We start from the raw sequence: 17,581 nt of genomic DNA on the forward strand, positions 1-17,581 counted from the left end.
GCCGCATAATGGCGGAACCCCTCCTCTCCGATGTCCGCCATGCAGCCCCCAGACGCCCGCGTCCGCGACCTGCTCCGCCATCCGGGGCGCTTCGCCTGGCAAACGCTCAGGCAGTTCCGCGCCAACCAGGGCCTGCTGCTGGCCGGCGCGGTGGCGTACTACGCGCTGCTGTCGATCGTGCCGCTGTTGATCCTGATGGTGATTGCGCTGTCCCACGTGGTTGCTCCGGACCTGCTGCTGTCCACGCTGGCGCGCTACCTGGAGTGGGTGGTGCCGGGGCAGTCGCCGGCACTGGTCGGTGAGCTGGGCAGTTTCCTGCGCAACCGGGGCACCGTTGGCTGGGTGCTGCTGGCCACCATGCTGTTTTTCAGTTCGCTGGCTTTCACCGTGCTGGAGAACGCCATGTCGGTGATCTTCGAGCACCGTGTGGCAATCCGCCGGCGGCATTTTCTGGTGTCCGCAATGCTGCCCTACTGCTACATCGCGGTGCTGAGCCTGGGCCTGCTGCTGGTCACAGTGGTCTCCGGCGCCCTGCTGGCCATCGGCGAGCGGCATGTGGCGGTGCTCGGCCATGACTGGTCGCTCGACCGGTTGTCCACCACCCTGCTCTACCTGCTTGGCTTTGCCGGCGAGATCCTGTTGCTGACCTCGATCTACCTGGTCATGCCGGTGGGGCGGCTATCGCTGCGGCATGCGGTATGCGGCGCGGTGATTGCGGCCATGCTGTGGGAGATCTCGCGCCATGTGCTGGTGTGGTACTTCACCACGCTGTCGCAGGTCAGCCGGGTCTACGGCTCGCTGACCACGGCGATCGTGGTGCTGCTGAGCCTGGAGATCGCGGCGACCTTGCTGTTGCTGGGGGCACAGGTGATCGCGGAGTTCGAGCGCGGCGGGTGGGAAAGCAAGCCGGCGCGCGCGGAACCGGAGGAATTCCATACCTGAGCGCCGCGGCTCGTGGCATTGCTCAGGCCAGCGCGAGATCAAGGCAGGCGCGGATGTTCTTCTCATCTTCCGCGCCGAATGCGCCGATGAAGACCAATGCAGATCCGCCCCCATCGGCTTGCACCATCGGACTTAACCGCATGCGGCCCGCGACCACATGCACTTCGTGCAAGCGCGGGTCTGCCGCCAGCCTGACCATGCCCTTGGCACGCAGCAGCCGCACCGGCAGCGTCGCCAACGCTTGCCGCAGCCGCGCCTTGTCGAAGTCCCGGCGGGTCTGGTACGAGACACTGCGGATGCCGGCATGCATCGTCTCGCCCGTTCGCCGCCAGCGCCCACCCGCCTGCAGCACCGCATCGCCAGACGGCGTCTCCAGGGCGGCATCGACAAAAACCGACAGGGGCACGTTCCCCTCGCGCGCGGTGAATACCGCGGCGCGCGGTGCGATGCTGTCGACCGTGGCTTCGGCTGTCGCCAGCGCGCCCGCATCAGCAAGGTCGGCCTTGGTCATCACCACCACCGAGGCCCCTGCAATCTGCCGCCGCACCATGTCGCCCACCAGCGGATCACGCAGGCTGTGCGCGACGCCGGCCACGTCAACCGCAACCACCACGGCATTGAGCGCGAAGGCCCGATCCAGCAAGCCAACCTGCGCGATGCGCTGCGGATCGGAAACACCACTCGCCTCGATCACCAGCAAGTCCGGCCGCTGCTCCCGCGCCGCAATGGCCACCAGCGCATCGGCCAGCCGGCCGCCGATCGAGCAGCAGATGCAGCCATTCTCCAGGTGGATCACATCGTCGCTGCGCGCGCGGATCAGCGCGGCATCGATATTGATCTCGCCGAAATCGTTGACCAGCACGGCGATGCGCCGCCCCTGCGCAGTGGCCAGCAGCCGGTTGAGCAGCGTGGTCTTGCCGGCACCAAGGTAGCCACCGACGACCACCAGCGGGATCCGGGGCCGCGCGGTCATCGCGCCGGCGCCGCGAACACGCGCCCGCCCAGCACCGTGCCCCAGACGCGGATGTCCTTCAGGCATGCGGGGGCCACCGTGGTGGGGTCATCTTCCAGCACGGCAAAGTCCGCCAGCTTGCCCGGTGCGATGCTGCCGATGCGGTGTTCGAGCCTCAGGGTATAAGCCGCGCCCATGGTGATGGCATACAGCGCGTCGGCAACCCGCAAGCGTTCCGCTTCACCCAGCACGCGGCCGGAAGCGGTCTCGCGCCGCACCGCGCACCACGCGGTAAAGAGCGGGTTCAGCGGCGTGATCGGCGCATCGGAATGAATCGCGAACGGGATGCCCAGCCGCCGCGCGGTGCCCGCTGGATTCATGCGCGCGGCCCGCGCCGGCCCCACGGTCTGCTCGGCATGCGCATCGCCCCAGTAGTACAGGTGGTTCGAGAAGAAGTTGATGCACAGGCCGAGCCGCGCGGCGCGCGCCAGCTGAGCCTGGTCGGCGAGCTGGCAATGCTGCAGCGTATGGCGATGGTCCGCGCGCGGATGGCGCAACAGCATGGCTTCCAGCACATCCAGCACGACTTCAGTCGCCTCGTCGCCATTGGTGTGGATATGCAGCGGCAGGCCGGCCAGGTGGAACGGCGTGAAAGCGTCCAGCAATTGCTCCGGCGGAATCAGCCACAGGCCGTTGGCCTGGCCGCCGGCATAGCCCGGTGCGCGCAGGCGCGCGGTAAAGCCCTGGATCGAGCCGTCGACGATGAACTTGACCGGGCCGAAGTGCAGCTTGTCGGTGCCAGCCGCCGCCGCTGCCTGCACGCGGGCCGGACCACCCTGCGCATTGCGCTGCGGCGAGAACGCCGGGACGATGCGCAGCGGGAAGCTGGCCTCGCCCGTGACCGACTGCAACGTGTCCAGCCCCTTGGGCGAGAGGTCATTGACCAGGTCGGTGGCCGTGGTCACGCCCGCCAGTTGCGCCACACGGCCGAAACGGCGCACCGCCTCGGCGCTCTCGGCCGCCGCCAGCGACAGCCCGCTGCCCAGCACGCGCTGCACCGGGAACATCGCCGCGAACTCCTGCAGCTCGCCGGTGGGCTTGCCCTGATCGTCCTTGTGCACGCCGTCGATGTCGGTGTCCTCGTCGATGCCGGCCTGCGCCAGCATCGCTGAGTTGACGTTCATCAGATGCACGCTCGCATGCATCACCACGATGGGCCGCGTGGCCGAGACGCGGTCCAGCTCGCGCACCGAGAGCCGGCTGGTGCCGAAATAGATCGGGTCGAAACCCCAGGCCAGCAGCGGCCTGTCCAGGTCCTGCACCTGGCCGGCCGCGCCCGCGAGGCGGTCGATCACCTGATCCAGCGTGCGCAGGCCGCGCCACAGCTTGCCGTCCGGATCGCGGCGATCGAAATAGCCCACATAGACCGCATCCCACATCGCGCCTTCCATCAGGTGGCAGTGGCCTTCCACCAGCCCGGGCATCAGCACCTTGTCGCGGAAGGTGTCGACCTGCACTGCGTCCGGCCAGGCGGCCATCTCGGCGGGGCCGCCCACGGCCAGGATCTTGCCGTCGCGCACGGCGACATGGCTCGCCTCGGGCTGCGCGGCTTCCATCGTGAGGATCTTGCGCGCCACGAATACCTGCGTGCGCGCCGTGTCGTCTTGTGTCATGGATTGCGTGAGTGCGGTCATTCACGCCGCCTGCACGCGGGCCAGGCGGGGCGCGTAGTTCACCAGCGCGGTCACCAGCAGGTTGACGCCCAGGCTGACCAGCCCGAGGTTGATGCCACCGAAATCGACCTGCTGCACATACAGCGCGATCGCCAGTGCCTGGCCGGTGATGATGCCGAGCGCAATCGCCAGCGGCCGCACCTTCAGCGAGAACAGGATCACCAGCACGCCAGGGAAGAACTGCGTCATGCCGTAGTAAGTGGTGTTGATCAGCGTCAGCATCAGGTTGGGCGTGGCCAGCGTCATGGCAATGGACAGCGCCAGGTAGATCACGATCACCACCTTGGCGCCCTGCTTCTGGCGCGCCTCGGGCATGCCCGGCAGCAGGTTGCGCGTGACGATGGGTCCGATCGACAGGCAGATGCCGGCCAGCACCAGCAGGCCCGACAACGCCGCGCCGGCAGCCACCAGGCCCAGCAGCCAGCCTGGCAGCAGCCGCACCGCCGCCGCGAAGAAGGCCTCGTTGGGCGAGGCGAGCTGCAGGTTCTGGCTGATCGCGTAGTAGGACGCCAGCACCAGGAACGGATACATCAGCATGTACAGCGGCATCGCCACCTGCGTGCGCCGGATGGTGTTGGCGCTCCTGGCGGTGAAGAAGTTCTGCACCGCGAACGGCATCACGTAGAAGCCCAGCGCCTGGAACAGCATGGTGCTCATCGAGAAGCGCAGCTGGGTGTCGTTCATCTGGTTGCTGACCTGCAAGCTGGCGGCATGGAATACATCGCCCACGCCCGCCTTCCAGCCCACCGCCACGCCGGTGGCGACGATCGCCACCACCATCAGGATGTCCTTGAGGATGGCGATATAGGCCGATGCGCGCACGCCGGAGATGGCGATGTAGGTAAAGGCCAGCGCCGCCGAGATCATCACCAGATACACCGGATCGAACTCCCAGCCCAGCCCCTTCAGCGCCGCCACCAGCCCGGTGAACTGCAGCTGGCCCCAGGGCAGCAGGAACAGGATCGCCGAGCCCGCCACGATCAGTTCCAGCGCGCGGCTGCCGTAGTGGCCCTTGAACAGGTCCGGCAGCGTGATGGCGTTGTAGCGCGCACCGGCCTGCCAGATCTTGGGCCCAAGGAAATACCCGAGCGGATAGGCCAGCAGGATATAGCCAAGGAACCAGACCCCGTAGGTCGGCCCCTTGGCATAGATGCCACCGGGGAATCCCACCATCGTGCCGATGCTGTAGATCTCCCCCGCCGCCAGGAAGAACACCAGGAAGGCGCCGAACTGCCGCGACGCCACGAAGAAGTCATGCATGCTCTGCGCGCCGTGGCCCTTCTTGGAGCGGAGGGCGAGGTAGAGCGAGAAGACGATAAAGCCCAGGAATACCGCTGTGGTCATGGCTGGCCCCCTCAGGCTTCGTGCGCCGCATCGGCGGCGTGGCGGTCGAACAGCAGCCAGCACGCCAGCATGCAGGCGGAAGTCAGCACAAACCACGTGAAGATCCAGGCGTAGATAAAGGGCACGCCGAGCACGAAGCGATCGACCGATGCCACCCAGGGCAGCATCCCGATCACGCCGACGTACGGCAGGCCTAGGCCGATAAACAGCTTGAGCATGTCTTGTCTCCAGTTTCCGATGAACGGTTGGCGGTATCCCTCGTTGGGGTTCCACTCTTGTGTTGCGCTCATCATAGGGATCGCGGATGTATGATTCAAATGCAAATGTTGAACCTCTCCCATAACCAAAGCGCATGGTTTTCCGCATGGACACACAGAAACTTCTGCATCTGCTCGCCGTGGTCGAGCACGGTACGTTCTCCGAAGCGGCCCGTGCCGTACATCTGACGCAGCCGGCGCTGAGCCGCAGCATCCGCGCGCTGGAGGACGAGCTGAAGGCACCGCTATTCGACCGCGGCGCGCGGCGCGCGCGCCTGACGGTGTTCGGCGAACTGGTGGCGGACCGCGCCCGCCGCATGCGCCTGGAAGAGCGCCAGCTACGGCACGACCTGGACCTGCTGCGCGGCGCCGAGGAAGGATCGCTGACCATCGGCGTGGCGCCCGCGCCGGCGGCGCTGCTGCTGACGCCGTTCCTGATCCACATGGCGCAGGCCCATCCGCGCATCAAGGTGCGCACCGAGACTGGCGCCACCAGCGCGCTGCTGGACGCGCTGCGCAACGAGACCATCGACGCCATCGTCGGCGACGCTTATGTGCTGCGCGCGGCCGACGACATCGAGGTGGAGCCGCTGGGCGAACTGCCCGCGGGCCTGGTGTGCCGCGCCGGGCATCCGATTCTGCGCAAGCGCCGCATCGATATCGAGACCATCCGCGCCTACCCGGTGGCAACTACCACGCTGAGCACCATCGTCAGCCGGCAGCTGGCCGAACTCTGGGGCCCGGACGCGGCGCCGGACAAGCTCTTCACCCTGCACTGCGACAACCTTGACATGCTGCGCAGCGTGACGCTGGCCAGCGATACGCTGCTGTTCGGCGTGCTGTCGATCACGCGGCAGGAGCGCGCCGCCGGGCTGATGGCTGAAGTGCCGATGCCGCCCGATCCGCGGCGTTGCGGGCGCTATGGCATCGCCCGCATGGCGGCGCGCTCGCTGTCGCCGGCGCTGGAGGTGCTCTACGGCTTCACGCGCGAGCATTGGAAAGAGTTGTCGTCCGAGGCTGGCGCTGCCAACGCGCGCCGCTGAACCTGTCAGGTTCGGGCGCTGGCAATACCGCATCGCCATGCGGCTGCGGCAAGGCAGCGATCCCATCGAAAAGAAGCGGCTCAACCACTTCTACTGGGGCACCCGGCCTGATCACTGAAGCCGGCGAAGTCACGGATGCGTCGACGGAAGAATTCCTGCGCCACTACATCACGGAGTTCCACGCCTTTGTGGTCAGGGTGCTGACCGTGCTCCCCGGAAGCACCCAGTAAGCCGGCCGCGACGTGCGGGCCCGTTGCAGCATTGCCCTGCGGGCCCACGCTCCGTGACGGCACTGCCGGACCCCGGCATGGCAGCTGGCCGAGCTGTTGTATGCTCCGCCCTGAACCATCGCCCGTGTCCCGCATGACTGAATCGACGCCAGACCGCCCTCGCCGCATCACCATCCATGACGTAGCCCGCGCCGCCGGCGTGTCGCTGACCACGGTGTCGCACGCGCTGAACGACCGCGGCGTGCTGGATCCGGCCACGCGTGCGCGCGTCAAGCGCGTTGCCGCCGAACTGGGCTACCGGCCCAGCGTGCGCGCGCAGCGGCTGCAGTCTGGCCGGGCCAATTGCATCGCGCTGCTGTCGTCGATGCCATTCGCCGTGGCGGGTGGCACTTCGCGGCTGGGGTTCATGATGGAAGTGGCGGCGATTGCAGCCGAAGCAGCAATGGGACGCGGCCTGGGCGTAGTGCTGGTGCCGCCGCTGGAAGGCGCCGGGGGCCTGCTCGATACGCTGGACATCGACGGCGCGGTCGTGATCGAGCCGATCGCGGGGGACCCGCACATTGCCCGGCTGCGCGAGCGTGGCGTCAGCATCGTGTCGATCGGGCGCGAGCCGCTGACTGATGCGCCGGTGCCTTGCGTGGACCTGCAATCGGCCCTGACCGCGCAGTTGCTGCTGGAACACCTGCATGGGCACGGGCGCCGGCATATTGGCCTGATGATCGGCGCGGCACCGCGGCAGTCGTATGTGGAAACCGAACGTGCTTACCGCGAATTCACGCAGGCGAAGGGCCTGCCCTGCCATATCGTCAAGGCGGCCGAGGAACATGGTGAAGCCGCAGGCGCCGAAGCCTGCGCGCAGTTGCTGGCGCAGATGCCAGCGCTCGATGCGCTGTGCGCGCCGGTGGATGCGTTTGCGGTGGGCGCCATGACCCACTTGCAAGGGTTGGGCAAGCGCGTGCCAGACGATGTGCTGGTGGCCACGCGCTACGACGGCATTCGCGCCCGCAGCGCGCAGCCGCCGATCACGGCGGTCAACCTGCACCTGGAGCGGGTGGCATCGCTGGCGGTGGAGCTGCTGTTCGCGCACCTGTCCGGCGACCGCAGCCGCAGCGTGATCACCGGGCCCGCACCTGAACTGGTGGTGCGGGCATCCTCCACGCCTGGCGGTTAGCCACGCAGCAGGACCACCGCACCGGAGACCAGCGCGAACACCAGCACGCCGATGCGCAGCATGCGCTGGTTGATGCGCTTGTGCACCAGGTGGCTGGCCACCATGCCGACAATCAGCACCGGCAGCAGCCCGATGGCATAGAGCACCTGCTCCATGCCGAGCCGGTCGCTCAACGCCAGCACCACCAGCGAGATCGATTCACCGACCAGAAAGCACAGCGCCACGGTGGCGCGCAACGTCGCGACCGGCGCATGCTGATAGGCCAGCGCCAGCGGCGGGCCGCCGACACCGGTTGCGGTCTCGGTCACGCCGGTGATCAGGCCGGTCGAGGCAAAGGTCAGCCGCCCCGGCGTAAAGGCCGGCGCCAGCAATGACACCACCGCTGCGGCAATGGTGCTGCCGCCGACCAGTGCGTTGAGCCATGCCATCGGCATCGCCACCAGCACCCACAGCCCGCCAAAAGTGCCGGCCAGGCGCCCGGCACTGATCCACCCGGCCCCGCGCAGGTCGATGGCATGGCGCTCGCGCCAGGCCACGTAGGCGTTGAGCGGCAGCATCGCCAGCAGCAGCGCGCCGGGCAGCATCGCTGGCGCGGCCAGCGCCAGCACCGGCACCACGATCAGCGCGAAGCCCATGCCGGTCGCACCCTGGATCAGCGCGCCGGTAAAGACCGCCACGCCGACGCTGAACAACGTCATATCCATGGTCAGAGTGCCTCCGTGCCGGCCTGGCGCGCGCGGTGCACGTCCGCGGCGTCATGCAGCTTGCGGATCGGGGCGTTGGCGACGGTGTCCCCGGCCATGGCGTGGATCGCCCGCATCAGCGCGCGGGCATCCCAGTCCGTGGGCCAGCCCTGCCACAGGCGCAGGCTGCCATCGACAAAGACCGCGCGGATCTGGTCGCGGTTGGCCAGGCGCACCAGTTCCCAGGTCAGGTCCCAGGACGGTGTCAGCTCCGGTACATCCAGGTCGACCAGCAGGAAGTCGGCGCGCTTGCCGGCGGCAATCTCTCCAGTGAGCGCTCCCAGGCCCGCCACATCGGCCGCGTCGTGCGTGGCCATGTCGACCCAGCGCCAGCCCGCGCCGCAGGAGGAATCGCCCACGCCGATGCCGAAGGCGAAGCGCTGGGCGGCCTCGGCATAGTCCAGCAGGCGGAAGCCGTCGCTGCGGGTGCCGTCGGTGCCCAGGCCCAGGCGCACACCGAAGGTAGCCATGGTCTCAGCCGGCGCCACGGCGTTGCCCTTCCAGGCGCTGGCCACGGGGTTGTAGGCCACCGCGGCGCCGGTGTCGGCCAGCAGCCGGATCTCATGCGGCGTCACCAGCGTGGCATGCGCCAGCAGCGCCGCCGGCCCCAGTGCGCCGACTGCCGCGAGATGTTCGATCGGACGGCGCCCGCAGGCGTTGAGCGAGCGCTCCACCGCCACCAGGTGCTCGTTGGCATGCGTCTGGAAGATGCGGCCGGACTCGGCGCACAACTGGTAGACGTGGTGCAGCATCGCATCAGAGGCCACTTCGGGAATCGAGATCGCCAGCGACGGGGCCACCAGCGGATCGCTGGCATACTGGTCCAGGTGGGCGGCGGCGCGGCGCAGGATCGGCGCGGCGTCGAGCGTTTGCGTGCCGGGCTGGTCGTTGCAGATCAGGCCCAGCACGCAGCGCACGCCGGCATCGGTGACCGCGCGCGCAACCGCGTCCAGCCCGGCGTCGCTGCGCGTGCCGGCATCGACCACGGTGGTGAAGCCGCCGCGCAGCGCTTCCAGCGCCGCCAGCTTGGACGACAGGTACAGGTGCTCCGCCTTCAGGCTGCCCTCCAGCGGCACCCACACGCGGCGAAAGATCTCCGACGGCTCGCCGAACACCAGCGACTTGCCGAACGACTGCGTCAGGTGGTGGTGCGTGTCGATCATGCCGGGCATCAGCAGCATGCGCGGCAACGGCAGGGTTTCCAGCGCGGGGAAGCGTGCAGCGACTTCCTCGGCCGTGCCCACTGCCGTGAAGCGGCCACCCTCCACCACCACCGCGTGGCCGCGTACCGCGCCCTGGCGCAGCAGGGTCCATTCCGGCAGCAGGATGCGCGGCCGCTTGAAACTGTCAGGCACCAGGGCCGGGTTGGTATCACCGGGCCAGGCCGGCGTCGAGTCAAATCGATCAGTCATTGCAATTCAGGAAGCAGGGTCAATGCGTGGCGGCGGCATCGTCGCGGGCGAGGGGGCCCGCTGCCGCGGCCCGCAGGCCCGTATGAAAAAACAGGAAATTGAGCAGCGCCGCGGTAATGGCACCCATGGCCACGCCGTTGCCCACCAGGATGCGTACGTTGGCTGGCAGGCCGCCATAGATGCCGGGCACCAGGATCGGCAGCAGGCCCACGGCCAGCGCCACGGCCACCACGTACATATTGGCGTGGTCGCGCAGGTCCACCTTGCGCAGCATGTCGATGCCCATGGTGCCGACGATGCAGAACACCACCAGCCCGGTGCCGCCGACCACGGCCTCGGGGATCGCGCTGATCAGCGACGACACCGGCACCAGCAGCCCGAACGCCACCAGGATCGCGCCCGACATCGCCGTGACAAAGCGCGAGCGCACGCCGGTGGCACGCACGATGCCGATGTTCTCGCCGCTGGTGATGATCAGCGAGGTGCCGAACATCCCGCCCAGCAACGACGTCAGCGCATCGGCGCGGATGGTGCGCGGCACGTCGCGCTGCTGGTCGACCGGCCGGCCCACGGCATCGCTGATCGCCAGCGTCTGGCCGGTGGCCTCCACCATCGAGATCACGGCGAATACCATCAGCGGGATCGCGGCCACCACATCGAAATGCGGCCACCCGAACGGGAACGGCGTGGGCAAGGCGAACACCGGCGACATCGACACATGGCCAGGCTGGAACGCGCCGGCCAGCCCGGCCACCAGCGCACCGCCCAGCAGCCCGAGCAGGATCGCCAGCTGCGCCAGCATGCCCGACAGCAGGCGCGATGCCGCCACGGTGCAGGCAATGGTGGCGAACGCCAGCAGCAGGTTGAGCGGGTCCACCGTGCTGCCCGCGGCCGGGTGGCCGGCAACCAGCTTGCCGGATACCTGCGCCAGGTTGATCGCCACCAGCAACAGCATCGTCCCCACCACCACCGGCGGGAAATAGCGCAGGCAGCGCCGGAATACCGGCAGCACGCAGAAGTAGAAGACGCCGGTCAGGATCACCGCGCCGGCAGCGGTCTGCACGTCGGTCTGCTGCGCGATCAGGATGAAGAGCACGATCGGCGCGCCGCCGGGCAGCATCACAAACGGCAGCCGGGCACCGATGCCCCGCTGGCCCAGCGACTGCAACAGCGTGCCGAGGCCGCAGATCACAAAAGTGGCGCTCAGCAGCTGCACTGCCAGCGCTGGCGGGAAGTTCAGCGCCTTGCTCATCAGGAAGACGGACGCGATCGGCGACGCGGCCATGACCAGTACGTGTTGAAGCCCGAAGACAAACAGGCGCCGCCATGGCAGCCGTTCATCCACCGGCGCGGGGGCGGGGTGGGACATGCTTTGCTCCTCGTTTGTGTGTGGGCGTTGTGCCGGCGGCCCGCAAGCCACTTGCTGCGTCTGTGCGCAATTCGCCTCATATGTTCTCGATTTCCGCTAACAAAAACGTTTTTGTAAGTGTAGGGAAACGGATTCTTCGATGCAAGCGGATTTCGCGGCCAAGCCCCCGCGGTCTTCCCCTATATTGATTGAATCGATAAGCGCTAGCAGGAAAACACGTTTCACAAGTTGACGCAGTGGCGTCAAAGTACCCGCCACAGCGCCTTGCGCGACACAACACGCCCCGAAGGAGACGCCCCATGCAAGACAAGAACAGTCCGGCGGCAATTGCCGACCCCGCTGCCGACCGACCCGACGGCCATGCCCGGCCGCTGGCGGCCAGGCGCCGCTTCGTCCAGGGTGCCGGCCTGCTGGCGCTCGGCGCCTCCCCGCTCGGCGCGTTGGCGGCCCAGGCCGCGCGTGTCAGCGACGGCGTCACGCTGGCCGATGGTCCCCGCCCGCTGGTGCGCTATCCGGGCAAGCGCCCGCTGGTGCGCGTGAGCACCCGCCCGCCGCACCTGGAAACGCCCTTCTCGGCGTTCAACGAGGGGCCGATCACCGCCAACGACGCCTTCTTCGTGCGCTACCACCTGGCCAATATTCCGCTGTCGGTGGATCTCGCCACGTTCCGCCTGTCGGTCGGCGGGCATGTCGACAAGCCGCTGAAGCTGTCGCTCGATGAACTGAAGCGGCTGGCCGATCCGGTCGAGGTGGTGGCCGTGAACCAGTGCTCAGGCAACAGCCGCGGCTTTTCCGCGCCGCGCGTGTTCGGCGCGCAGCTCGCCAACGGCGCAATGGGCAATGCGCGCTGGACCGGCGTGCCGCTGCGCAAGGTGCTGGAGCATGCGGGCGTCAAGGCCGGCGCCAAGGTGGTCACGTTCAACGGCCTCGATACACCGGTGCTGCCGAGCACGCCGGACTACCGCAAGTCGCTCGATATCGCGCATGCGATGAACGGCGAGCCGATGCTGGCCTGGGGCATGAACGGGGCAGACCTGCCGCTGCTCAACGGCTATCCGCTCAAGCTGGTGGTGCCGGGCTACTTCGGCACCTACTGGGTCAAGCATGTTTTTGAGATCGAGGTGCTGGACCACCCCTTCGAAGGCCATGACGCGTTCTTCATGACCAGCGGCTACCGCGTGCCGGACAACGACTGCCAGTGCGTGGCACCCGGCACGCCTGCGGCCAAGACGCGGCCGATCTCGACGCTGGCGGTACGCAGCTTCATCACCAGCGTGGGCACGGGCGGCGTGCTGCCCGCCGGGCGCACGATGGAGCTGAAAGGCATTGCCTTCGATGGCGGCTCCGGCATCCGCGGCGTCGAGGTTTCGGTGGACGGCGGGCACAACTGGCAGGCCGCCACGCTGGGGCAGGACCTGGGCCGCTTCTCGTTCCGCGCCTGGCAGCTGCCGGTGAAGTTCGCGCGCAAGGGCCCGGCCGTGCTGATGGTTCGCGCCACCAGCAACCAGGGCGAGGTGCAACCCGCCACAGCCAACTGGAACCCGGCCGGCTATCGCCGCAACGTCATTGAATCCACGCCGGTCACCATTGCCTGAGGAACGCGCCATGCATCGATCCATTCCCTCCATGCTGCTCGCGCTTGCCCTGCTGGGCACGGGTAGCGCGTCCGCGGCCCCCCAGGACATCAAGCTGCCGGCGGAGAACGTCAAGCTCAAACCCGCGAAGCTGCCCGGCTACGGCATCGCCATGCAGAAATGCGCGATCTGCCATTCGGCCGACTACGTCGCCTACCAGCCGCCCGGCCTGAGCCTGACGCAGTGGACCGCCGAGATGAAGAAAATGCAGCGCGCCTACGGTGCGCCGATTGACGATGGCGAGGTCGAACAGCTCGGCGCCTATCTGGCGGTGGCCTACGGTTCCGCGAAAATCAAAGACCCGGAGATCGTGGCGATCGCGCAGAAGGCAGGCAAGCCCGCGCCAGCCGCACCCGCAGCCGCCTCCGCGCCTGCCGCCGCGGCGGACGTGCAGGGCCTGCTGGCCAGAAACGCCTGCCTGAGCTGCCACAGCGTGACGCAGAAGGTGGTCGGCCCGGCTTATCACGAAGTCGCCGCCCGCTATCAGGGCGATGCGCAGGCACAGGCCAAGCTGGAAGCCAGCATTCGCGGCGGCAGCAGCGGCAAATGGGGATCGGTGCCGATGCCGCCGTTTGCGGGGTTGAAGGCGGATGAAGTCAAGGCGTTGGCGGAATACGTGCGGCAGCAATAGCCTCCGCCCCGCTTCCCCGATGGCAAGGCGCCCCGGCTGATCCCGGGGCGCCTTGCATTTTTGCTCTTGCAGTTTCCAGTTCTCTCCTTATACTTAGCCACATGGCTAACCATTGTGCCGAGTTTGCTGACGTGTCCCAGGCTGTCGATATGTCCCCGCTTTCCGACGTGTTCTACGCGCTGGCGGACCCGACCCGCCGCGCCATTGTCAGCGTGCTCGGCCGCGGGCCGGAAACGGTCTCGGCGTTGGCGGCACCATTCACGATGGCACTGCCCTCGTTCATGAAGCACCTGCAGGTGCTGGAGCGCAGCGGCCTGATCCGCTCGCGCAAGACGGGGCGCGTGCGCACTTGCGAACTGGTACCGCAACCGCTGTCAGACGCGCAGCAATGGCTGGCCGACCAGCGCGCCATGTGGGAGGCCCGTACCGACCGCCTGGCCGCCTTTGTCGAAGCCCTTCATCAGGAGGAACAGTCAGATGCCGAATGAAAACGCCGCCAGCCCTGAAAGCCAGGACCTGGTCATCTCGCGCCTGCTCAAGGCCCCGCGTGCCAAGGTCTGGCGTGCCTGGAGCGATCCGAAGCTGCTCAAGGAATGGTGGTGCCCCAAGCCCTGGACCACCGAGGTCCTGGCCTTCGACATGCGCCCCGGCGGTGCCTTCCACACCTTAATGAAAGGCCCGGACGGCGGCACCAGCGACAACCCGGGCTGCTTCCTTGAAATCGTGCCGATGGAGAAGATCGTCTCAACCTCGGCCCTGGTGGCCGGCTATCGGCCCAACAAGCCGTGGCTGTCCATGACCGCGGTCATTACCATGGCTGACGAGGGTGACGGCACCGGCTACATTGCGCGCGTGATGCATCCGGACGAGGCCACGCGCAAGCAGCATGAGGAGCTTGGGTTCTATGAAGGCTGGGATATCTGCATTAGCCAGCTGGACGAGTTTGCGCAGCAGTTGAAGTAAGGTTGCCGGAATGAAATGGCGCCGGCACGGGGTACCGTGCCGGCGCCATTTTCCTTGTGCTAAAAACAATTCTTAATAGATCATCGTGCATAACTCAATTCATCAGGGTTTTGATATAGGCGATCCCTTAATCTTTATTTATATTTCCAGTCAATTGCAAAAAACTGCGATATCTGAATAAACCAGCTTCCATCCTCAACCGATAGCGGTTACCGTGCGCGGCAAAGAGCGTTGCCGCGGGCGATATCTGGATCCGTGGCAGCGTGCCCAGCCGATTTCACCCGCGAGCAACGCCATGGCCGAAGCAAGTCACGTTCTCCTTCATAGCATCGTTGACAACAACGGCGATCAATATTGCTCCGCGACCTTGACCCCGGCTGAGGATCAGCGCGAGAAGATCGTCCTTGCCAAGCCCTACGTCATTCCTGTCGTCTTCCTGCCCGGCATCATGGGAACCAACCTCAGGAAGAAAGACGGAAAGAGCATTGTCTGGCGCCCACCCAACGCCGACCTGCGCGGCGCAGCGGACCTGATCGCCCAACTCTTCAGTTATCTGTTCAAGAATACGAAGGACCGAGCCAGTGACCTGGCGACGGAGACCGTCGAAGTCGATCCCAGCGGGCCGATTGACATTGGCCAGAGCGGGCTGCCAAAGAACGTATTGGTAGCTCGTGGTTGGGGAGCGTTAATGCGCTCGTCTTACCATCCGTTTCTGGGGAAATTGCAGCACTTGCTGAACTCGCTGGCTGAATATGACTTCGAGCGGGGCCAGGCCAACCTGAAGAACTGGGCAGCGGAATTCGGGCAGGATGCCCCGACCGACTGGGGAGCAGAGAATGGTGAGGCCCTGACCCGTGATGAGATCCTCCATGCCGCCAACTACCAGTTTGACATCTGGGCGGGTGGATATAACTGGCTGCAAAGCAATCGCGACTCCGGCGCGGCAATTCAAGACCTGATCGAGAACACCATCCTGCCGTACTACAACGAAGGCAAGATTGTTGTTGCCAAGGACACTCCGGACGGCCAAGGCAGCAATCAGTGCAGCATTCGGCGTAGCAAGCCGAACCGCGCGATGGCGGAGAAAGTCATCGTCGTCACGCACTCGATGGGCGGCATGGTCAGCCGGGCGCTGACCGAGATCCACCAATGCGACAAAGTCCTCGGCGTTTCCCATGGTGTGCAACCCGCCACCGGGGCACCGGCCACGTACAAGCGCATGCGCTCAGGGTTCGAGAGCGTGGAGCAGGTTTTTCTCGGGCGCAATGCGGCTGACGTGGTCGCCATTCTTTCGCAGGCGCCGGGAGGGCTTGAGTTGTTGCCTACTGCGGATTACAACGATGGCAAACCGTGGCTTAAGGTTCGCGACAAGAGCAATAAAAAGAAGATCACGGCCGAGTTGCCTCAGCAGAGGAATCCCTACGCAGAAATCTATCTCTCGCCGGAGTGGTATGGATTGCTTCCTGATAGCAATATCGATCTCTTGACTCCAGCTGGGAAAATTCAGCATCTGAATTCGAAGAATAGTTCACCAAATGAAAAGAGACCTAAGCGCTCGCCACGAGAAAGCTTCATCGAAACCATTGAGACAGTTCGCGAGTTTCACGAAGCGATCGAAGGACGATACAAGGAGCCGACCTATGCACACTACGGCGCGCAAGGGGAGCGCAATGCTGCCAATGAGAAGGGCGGCTTGCTCGGCACTGGGCTATTGGCAAGCAAGAATCGTTTCGCCTGGGGCGAGGTGGCATGGGAAGCGGCTGGTCTTGGCATGCTCAAAATGAGCGATATTGGCATCACTCACGATGATGGCAACGGAACTCTAAGCACCTCAAGCGGACTCAGGTTGACTATTGGCGGTCCCGACTGCCCGGGCGACGGCACGGTACCGAGCTACTCTGGCGCCGCGCCAGGAAGGAAAGGAATCTCGATGAATTTTGCACATGGACAAGGGAATCCAGGTTTGCGTAACTCGGAATTTGGCTATGACCATCAAGGAAGCTACGGCGACGAATGTCAACGCTCGCTTTACGCGACAATGTTCGCGATCATAAAGATCGCTCAGCACGCAAAATGGCACAAGAAGGGGGAAGCATGACGTTGGGCTGGAGAACTCGTGCCATCGGAAGACATCTGGTTGACCTGCCGGCAGAAGCGAAAACAATCGAAAGCTATATATTCGACGAAGATATTATTGAACCAATTCCTAACTTGAACGCGCAAGCGGATCTTAACGGTTTAGTCGCTCAAGAAGAAAGAAGGCTGCGTGGAGCAAGCCATAGCCGACGGGGCAGCATGTTCGTGGAACGTGCAGCCCACGCCAACGGATCGATAACACTCGTCTCATGGAAAAGGCCGACATCAGAAATATTCTATAGATTCGAGACCTATTTTTGTGCGGGAAAAAAAATCTTAAAATACTCAGGGGATGTATCGCCGAGTCTGAAAGCATCAGCATTGGCGGGTAGAGGAGAATTAGCCAGTGAATGGCGAGAGATTATGCCGGGAGAAACGCCCAATGGCGTTGGCTATGTGGTAAATGACGCAATCCTGGGAGATAGCGATCTGAACCTCGAAAGCTGGCGCATGGTCATTCAGTTGCCCGGCATGCCCGACGTGTCGTTCACCATTACCTCCTACACGCAACACAAGGTAGAACCAGGCTTGCGCGATCGAGCCGGCGGGGTTCTCGCAGCATTGCTTGGCACGGTAGCCGGCGTCGCCCAGCTACGTAACCGCCAACGGCCGGTCGGCCCGATTCAGGCGGACGAGATTCTTGTCGCGGGCACACAGGATGGCAAACGGACCTACGGCTTCAAGTGGGAGGCACCGGGCAAGGCAGATTCCCTGGCCGAGCCCAATCTGAACGTCTCGCTGCACGTTGGCGAAAGCGCCTACCCGACCAACAAGGAGTCTTTTGCCAGCGACGAAGAAGCGCTGGAGTTATGGGATGCGGTTGTCGGCTCCATACGCTTGCGTCCCGGCGCCGTATGAGGGCGTGCGGACGTCGGCGGGCCTTAGCAGCCCCCCGAGCCTTACAAGCGAAGGCGATAGCCTGGAACCGACGCCGCAAGCCCACGCTCACTGATTTCGCATCATCCCCGCTGCCCGGATCGATCACGGATGCTGTTGTTGCTCACGCTGCCGCCGGTGCTGT

General features: G+C 65.6%; 16 protein-coding genes. 9 read left to right on the forward strand and 7 right to left on the reverse strand.

Going from position 1 to position 17,581, the window contains the following annotated elements; all coding sequences use genetic code 11:
* Positions 1–30 precede the first annotated feature (30 nt).
* The gene (locus tag A3A5_RS0116895) at positions 31–942 is read left to right on the forward strand and encodes a YihY/virulence factor BrkB family protein (RefSeq protein ID WP_018311726.1); all 912 of its coding nucleotides are present in this window, start codon (positions 31–33) and stop codon (positions 940–942) included.
* Between the two features lie 22 nt (positions 943–964).
* Here the strand turns inward: A3A5_RS0116895 and A3A5_RS0116900 are convergent, their stop codons facing one another.
* Genes A3A5_RS0116900 through A3A5_RS0116915 form a run of 4 tightly spaced genes read right to left on the reverse strand, consistent with a single transcriptional unit; the run spans position 965 to position 5,189 of the window.
* On the reverse strand, positions 965–1,915 hold the full coding sequence (locus A3A5_RS0116900; RefSeq protein ID WP_018311727.1) for a GTP-binding protein: 951 nt from the start codon (positions 1,913–1,915) through the stop codon (positions 965–967).
* Positions 1,912–3,588: an amidohydrolase family protein gene (locus A3A5_RS0116905; protein ID WP_018311728.1), complete on the reverse strand. Its 1,677-nt coding sequence runs from the start codon at positions 3,586–3,588 to the stop codon at positions 1,912–1,914. Before A3A5_RS0116905 ends, A3A5_RS0116900 begins: the two co-directional genes overlap by 4 nt.
* Positions 3,589–4,971, reverse strand: coding sequence for a sodium:solute symporter (locus A3A5_RS0116910; RefSeq protein ID WP_018311729.1), 1,383 nt, complete (start codon positions 4,969–4,971; stop codon positions 3,589–3,591).
* A gap of 11 nt (positions 4,972–4,982) precedes the next feature.
* Positions 4,983–5,189 (reverse strand): DUF3311 domain-containing protein, encoded by a 207-nt coding sequence (locus tag A3A5_RS0116915; protein WP_018311730.1) that lies wholly within the window; start codon positions 5,187–5,189, stop codon positions 4,983–4,985.
* A 146-nt stretch (positions 5,190–5,335) separates the two neighbouring features.
* Between A3A5_RS0116915 and A3A5_RS0116920 the strand changes: the two genes are divergently transcribed.
* A complete protein-coding gene (locus tag A3A5_RS0116920; RefSeq protein ID WP_026200850.1) occupies positions 5,336–6,271 on the forward strand; it encodes a LysR family transcriptional regulator in 936 nt (311 codons plus the stop codon).
* A gap of 363 nt (positions 6,272–6,634) precedes the next feature.
* Entirely contained in the window at positions 6,635–7,672 is a 1,038-nt protein-coding gene (locus A3A5_RS0116925; RefSeq protein WP_018311732.1) for a LacI family DNA-binding transcriptional regulator, read from the forward strand.
* Here A3A5_RS0116925 and A3A5_RS0116930 read toward each other — a convergent pair.
* Genes A3A5_RS0116930 through A3A5_RS0116940 form a run of 3 tightly spaced genes read right to left on the reverse strand, consistent with a single transcriptional unit; the run spans position 7,669 to position 11,196 of the window.
* Entirely contained in the window at positions 7,669–8,376 is a 708-nt protein-coding gene (locus A3A5_RS0116930) for a sulfite exporter TauE/SafE family protein (protein ID WP_018311733.1), read from the reverse strand. The genes A3A5_RS0116925 and A3A5_RS0116930 overlap by 4 nt on opposite strands.
* Before the next feature lie 2 nt (positions 8,377–8,378).
* A complete protein-coding gene (locus tag A3A5_RS0116935; RefSeq protein ID WP_018311734.1) occupies positions 8,379–9,827 on the reverse strand; it encodes an amidohydrolase family protein in 1,449 nt (482 codons plus the stop codon).
* A 19-nt stretch (positions 9,828–9,846) separates the two neighbouring features.
* Entirely contained in the window at positions 9,847–11,196 is a 1,350-nt protein-coding gene (locus tag A3A5_RS0116940; RefSeq protein WP_018311735.1) for a uracil-xanthine permease family protein, read from the reverse strand.
* A gap of 299 nt (positions 11,197–11,495) precedes the next feature.
* Here A3A5_RS0116940 and A3A5_RS0116945 point away from each other — a divergent pair, with 299 nt between their 5' ends.
* The 6 genes from A3A5_RS0116945 (at position 11,496) to A3A5_RS44085 (ending at position 17,418) form a co-directional block, all read left to right on the forward strand.
* Entirely contained in the window at positions 11,496–12,791 is a 1,296-nt protein-coding gene (locus A3A5_RS0116945) for a molybdopterin-dependent oxidoreductase (protein WP_018311736.1), read from the forward strand.
* Positions 12,792–12,822: 31 nt separating this feature from the next.
* Positions 12,823–13,461, forward strand: a complete 639-nt coding sequence (locus A3A5_RS0116950; protein ID WP_018311737.1) for a c-type cytochrome — start codon at positions 12,823–12,825, stop codon at positions 13,459–13,461.
* A gap of 101 nt (positions 13,462–13,562) precedes the next feature.
* A complete protein-coding gene (locus A3A5_RS0116955; RefSeq protein WP_051108533.1) occupies positions 13,563–13,949 on the forward strand; it encodes a helix-turn-helix transcriptional regulator in 387 nt (128 codons plus the stop codon).
* Positions 13,939–14,424, forward strand: a complete 486-nt coding sequence (locus tag A3A5_RS0116960) for an SRPBCC family protein (protein ID WP_018311739.1) — start codon at positions 13,939–13,941, stop codon at positions 14,422–14,424. Before A3A5_RS0116955 ends, A3A5_RS0116960 begins: the two co-directional genes overlap by 11 nt.
* Positions 14,425–14,719: 295 nt before the next feature.
* A complete protein-coding gene (locus A3A5_RS0116965; RefSeq protein ID WP_018311740.1) occupies positions 14,720–16,522 on the forward strand; it encodes a hypothetical protein in 1,803 nt (600 codons plus the stop codon).
* On the forward strand, positions 16,438–17,418 hold the full coding sequence (locus tag A3A5_RS44085; protein ID WP_232431373.1) for a T6SS immunity protein Tli4 family protein: 981 nt from the start codon (positions 16,438–16,440) through the stop codon (positions 17,416–17,418). The genes A3A5_RS0116965 and A3A5_RS44085 overlap by 85 nt, the downstream gene beginning before the upstream one ends.
* Positions 17,419–17,581: the final 163 nt, after the last annotated feature.

Source organism: Cupriavidus sp. UYPR2.512 (genome assembly GCF_000379565.1).
In the GTDB taxonomy this organism is placed as follows: Bacteria; Pseudomonadota; Gammaproteobacteria; order Burkholderiales; family Burkholderiaceae; genus Cupriavidus.

Bases quoted from the DNA above. Each gene is read 5' to 3' on its own strand.
- A3A5_RS0116895 (WP_018311726.1), top strand. From the start codon at position 31: ATGTCCGCCATGCAGCCCCCAGACGCCCGCGTCCGCGACCTGCTCCGC.
- A3A5_RS0116900 (WP_018311727.1), bottom strand. From the start codon at position 1,915: ATGACCGCGCGGCCCCGGATCCCGCTGGTGGTCGTCGGTGGCTACCTT.
- A3A5_RS0116905 (WP_018311728.1), bottom strand. From the start codon at position 3,588: ATGACCGCACTCACGCAATCCATGACACAAGACGACACGGCGCGCACG.
- A3A5_RS0116910 (WP_018311729.1), bottom strand. From the start codon at position 4,971: ATGACCACAGCGGTATTCCTGGGCTTTATCGTCTTCTCGCTCTACCTC.
- A3A5_RS0116915 (WP_018311730.1), bottom strand. From the start codon at position 5,189: ATGCTCAAGCTGTTTATCGGCCTAGGCCTGCCGTACGTCGGCGTGATC.
- A3A5_RS0116920 (WP_026200850.1), top strand. From the start codon at position 5,336: ATGGACACACAGAAACTTCTGCATCTGCTCGCCGTGGTCGAGCACGGT.
- A3A5_RS0116925 (WP_018311732.1), top strand. From the start codon at position 6,635: ATGACTGAATCGACGCCAGACCGCCCTCGCCGCATCACCATCCATGAC.
- A3A5_RS0116930 (WP_018311733.1), bottom strand. From the start codon at position 8,376: ATGGATATGACGTTGTTCAGCGTCGGCGTGGCGGTCTTTACCGGCGCG.
- A3A5_RS0116935 (WP_018311734.1), bottom strand. From the start codon at position 9,827: ATGACTGATCGATTTGACTCGACGCCGGCCTGGCCCGGTGATACCAAC.
- A3A5_RS0116940 (WP_018311735.1), bottom strand. From the start codon at position 11,196: ATGTCCCACCCCGCCCCCGCGCCGGTGGATGAACGGCTGCCATGGCGG.
- A3A5_RS0116945 (WP_018311736.1), top strand. From the start codon at position 11,496: ATGCAAGACAAGAACAGTCCGGCGGCAATTGCCGACCCCGCTGCCGAC.
- A3A5_RS0116950 (WP_018311737.1), top strand. From the start codon at position 12,823: ATGCTGCTCGCGCTTGCCCTGCTGGGCACGGGTAGCGCGTCCGCGGCC.
- A3A5_RS0116955 (WP_051108533.1), top strand. From the start codon at position 13,563: ATGGCTAACCATTGTGCCGAGTTTGCTGACGTGTCCCAGGCTGTCGAT.
- A3A5_RS0116960 (WP_018311739.1), top strand. From the start codon at position 13,939: ATGCCGAATGAAAACGCCGCCAGCCCTGAAAGCCAGGACCTGGTCATC.
- A3A5_RS0116965 (WP_018311740.1), top strand. From the start codon at position 14,720: ATGGCCGAAGCAAGTCACGTTCTCCTTCATAGCATCGTTGACAACAAC.
- A3A5_RS44085 (WP_232431373.1), top strand. From the start codon at position 16,438: ATGTCAACGCTCGCTTTACGCGACAATGTTCGCGATCATAAAGATCGC.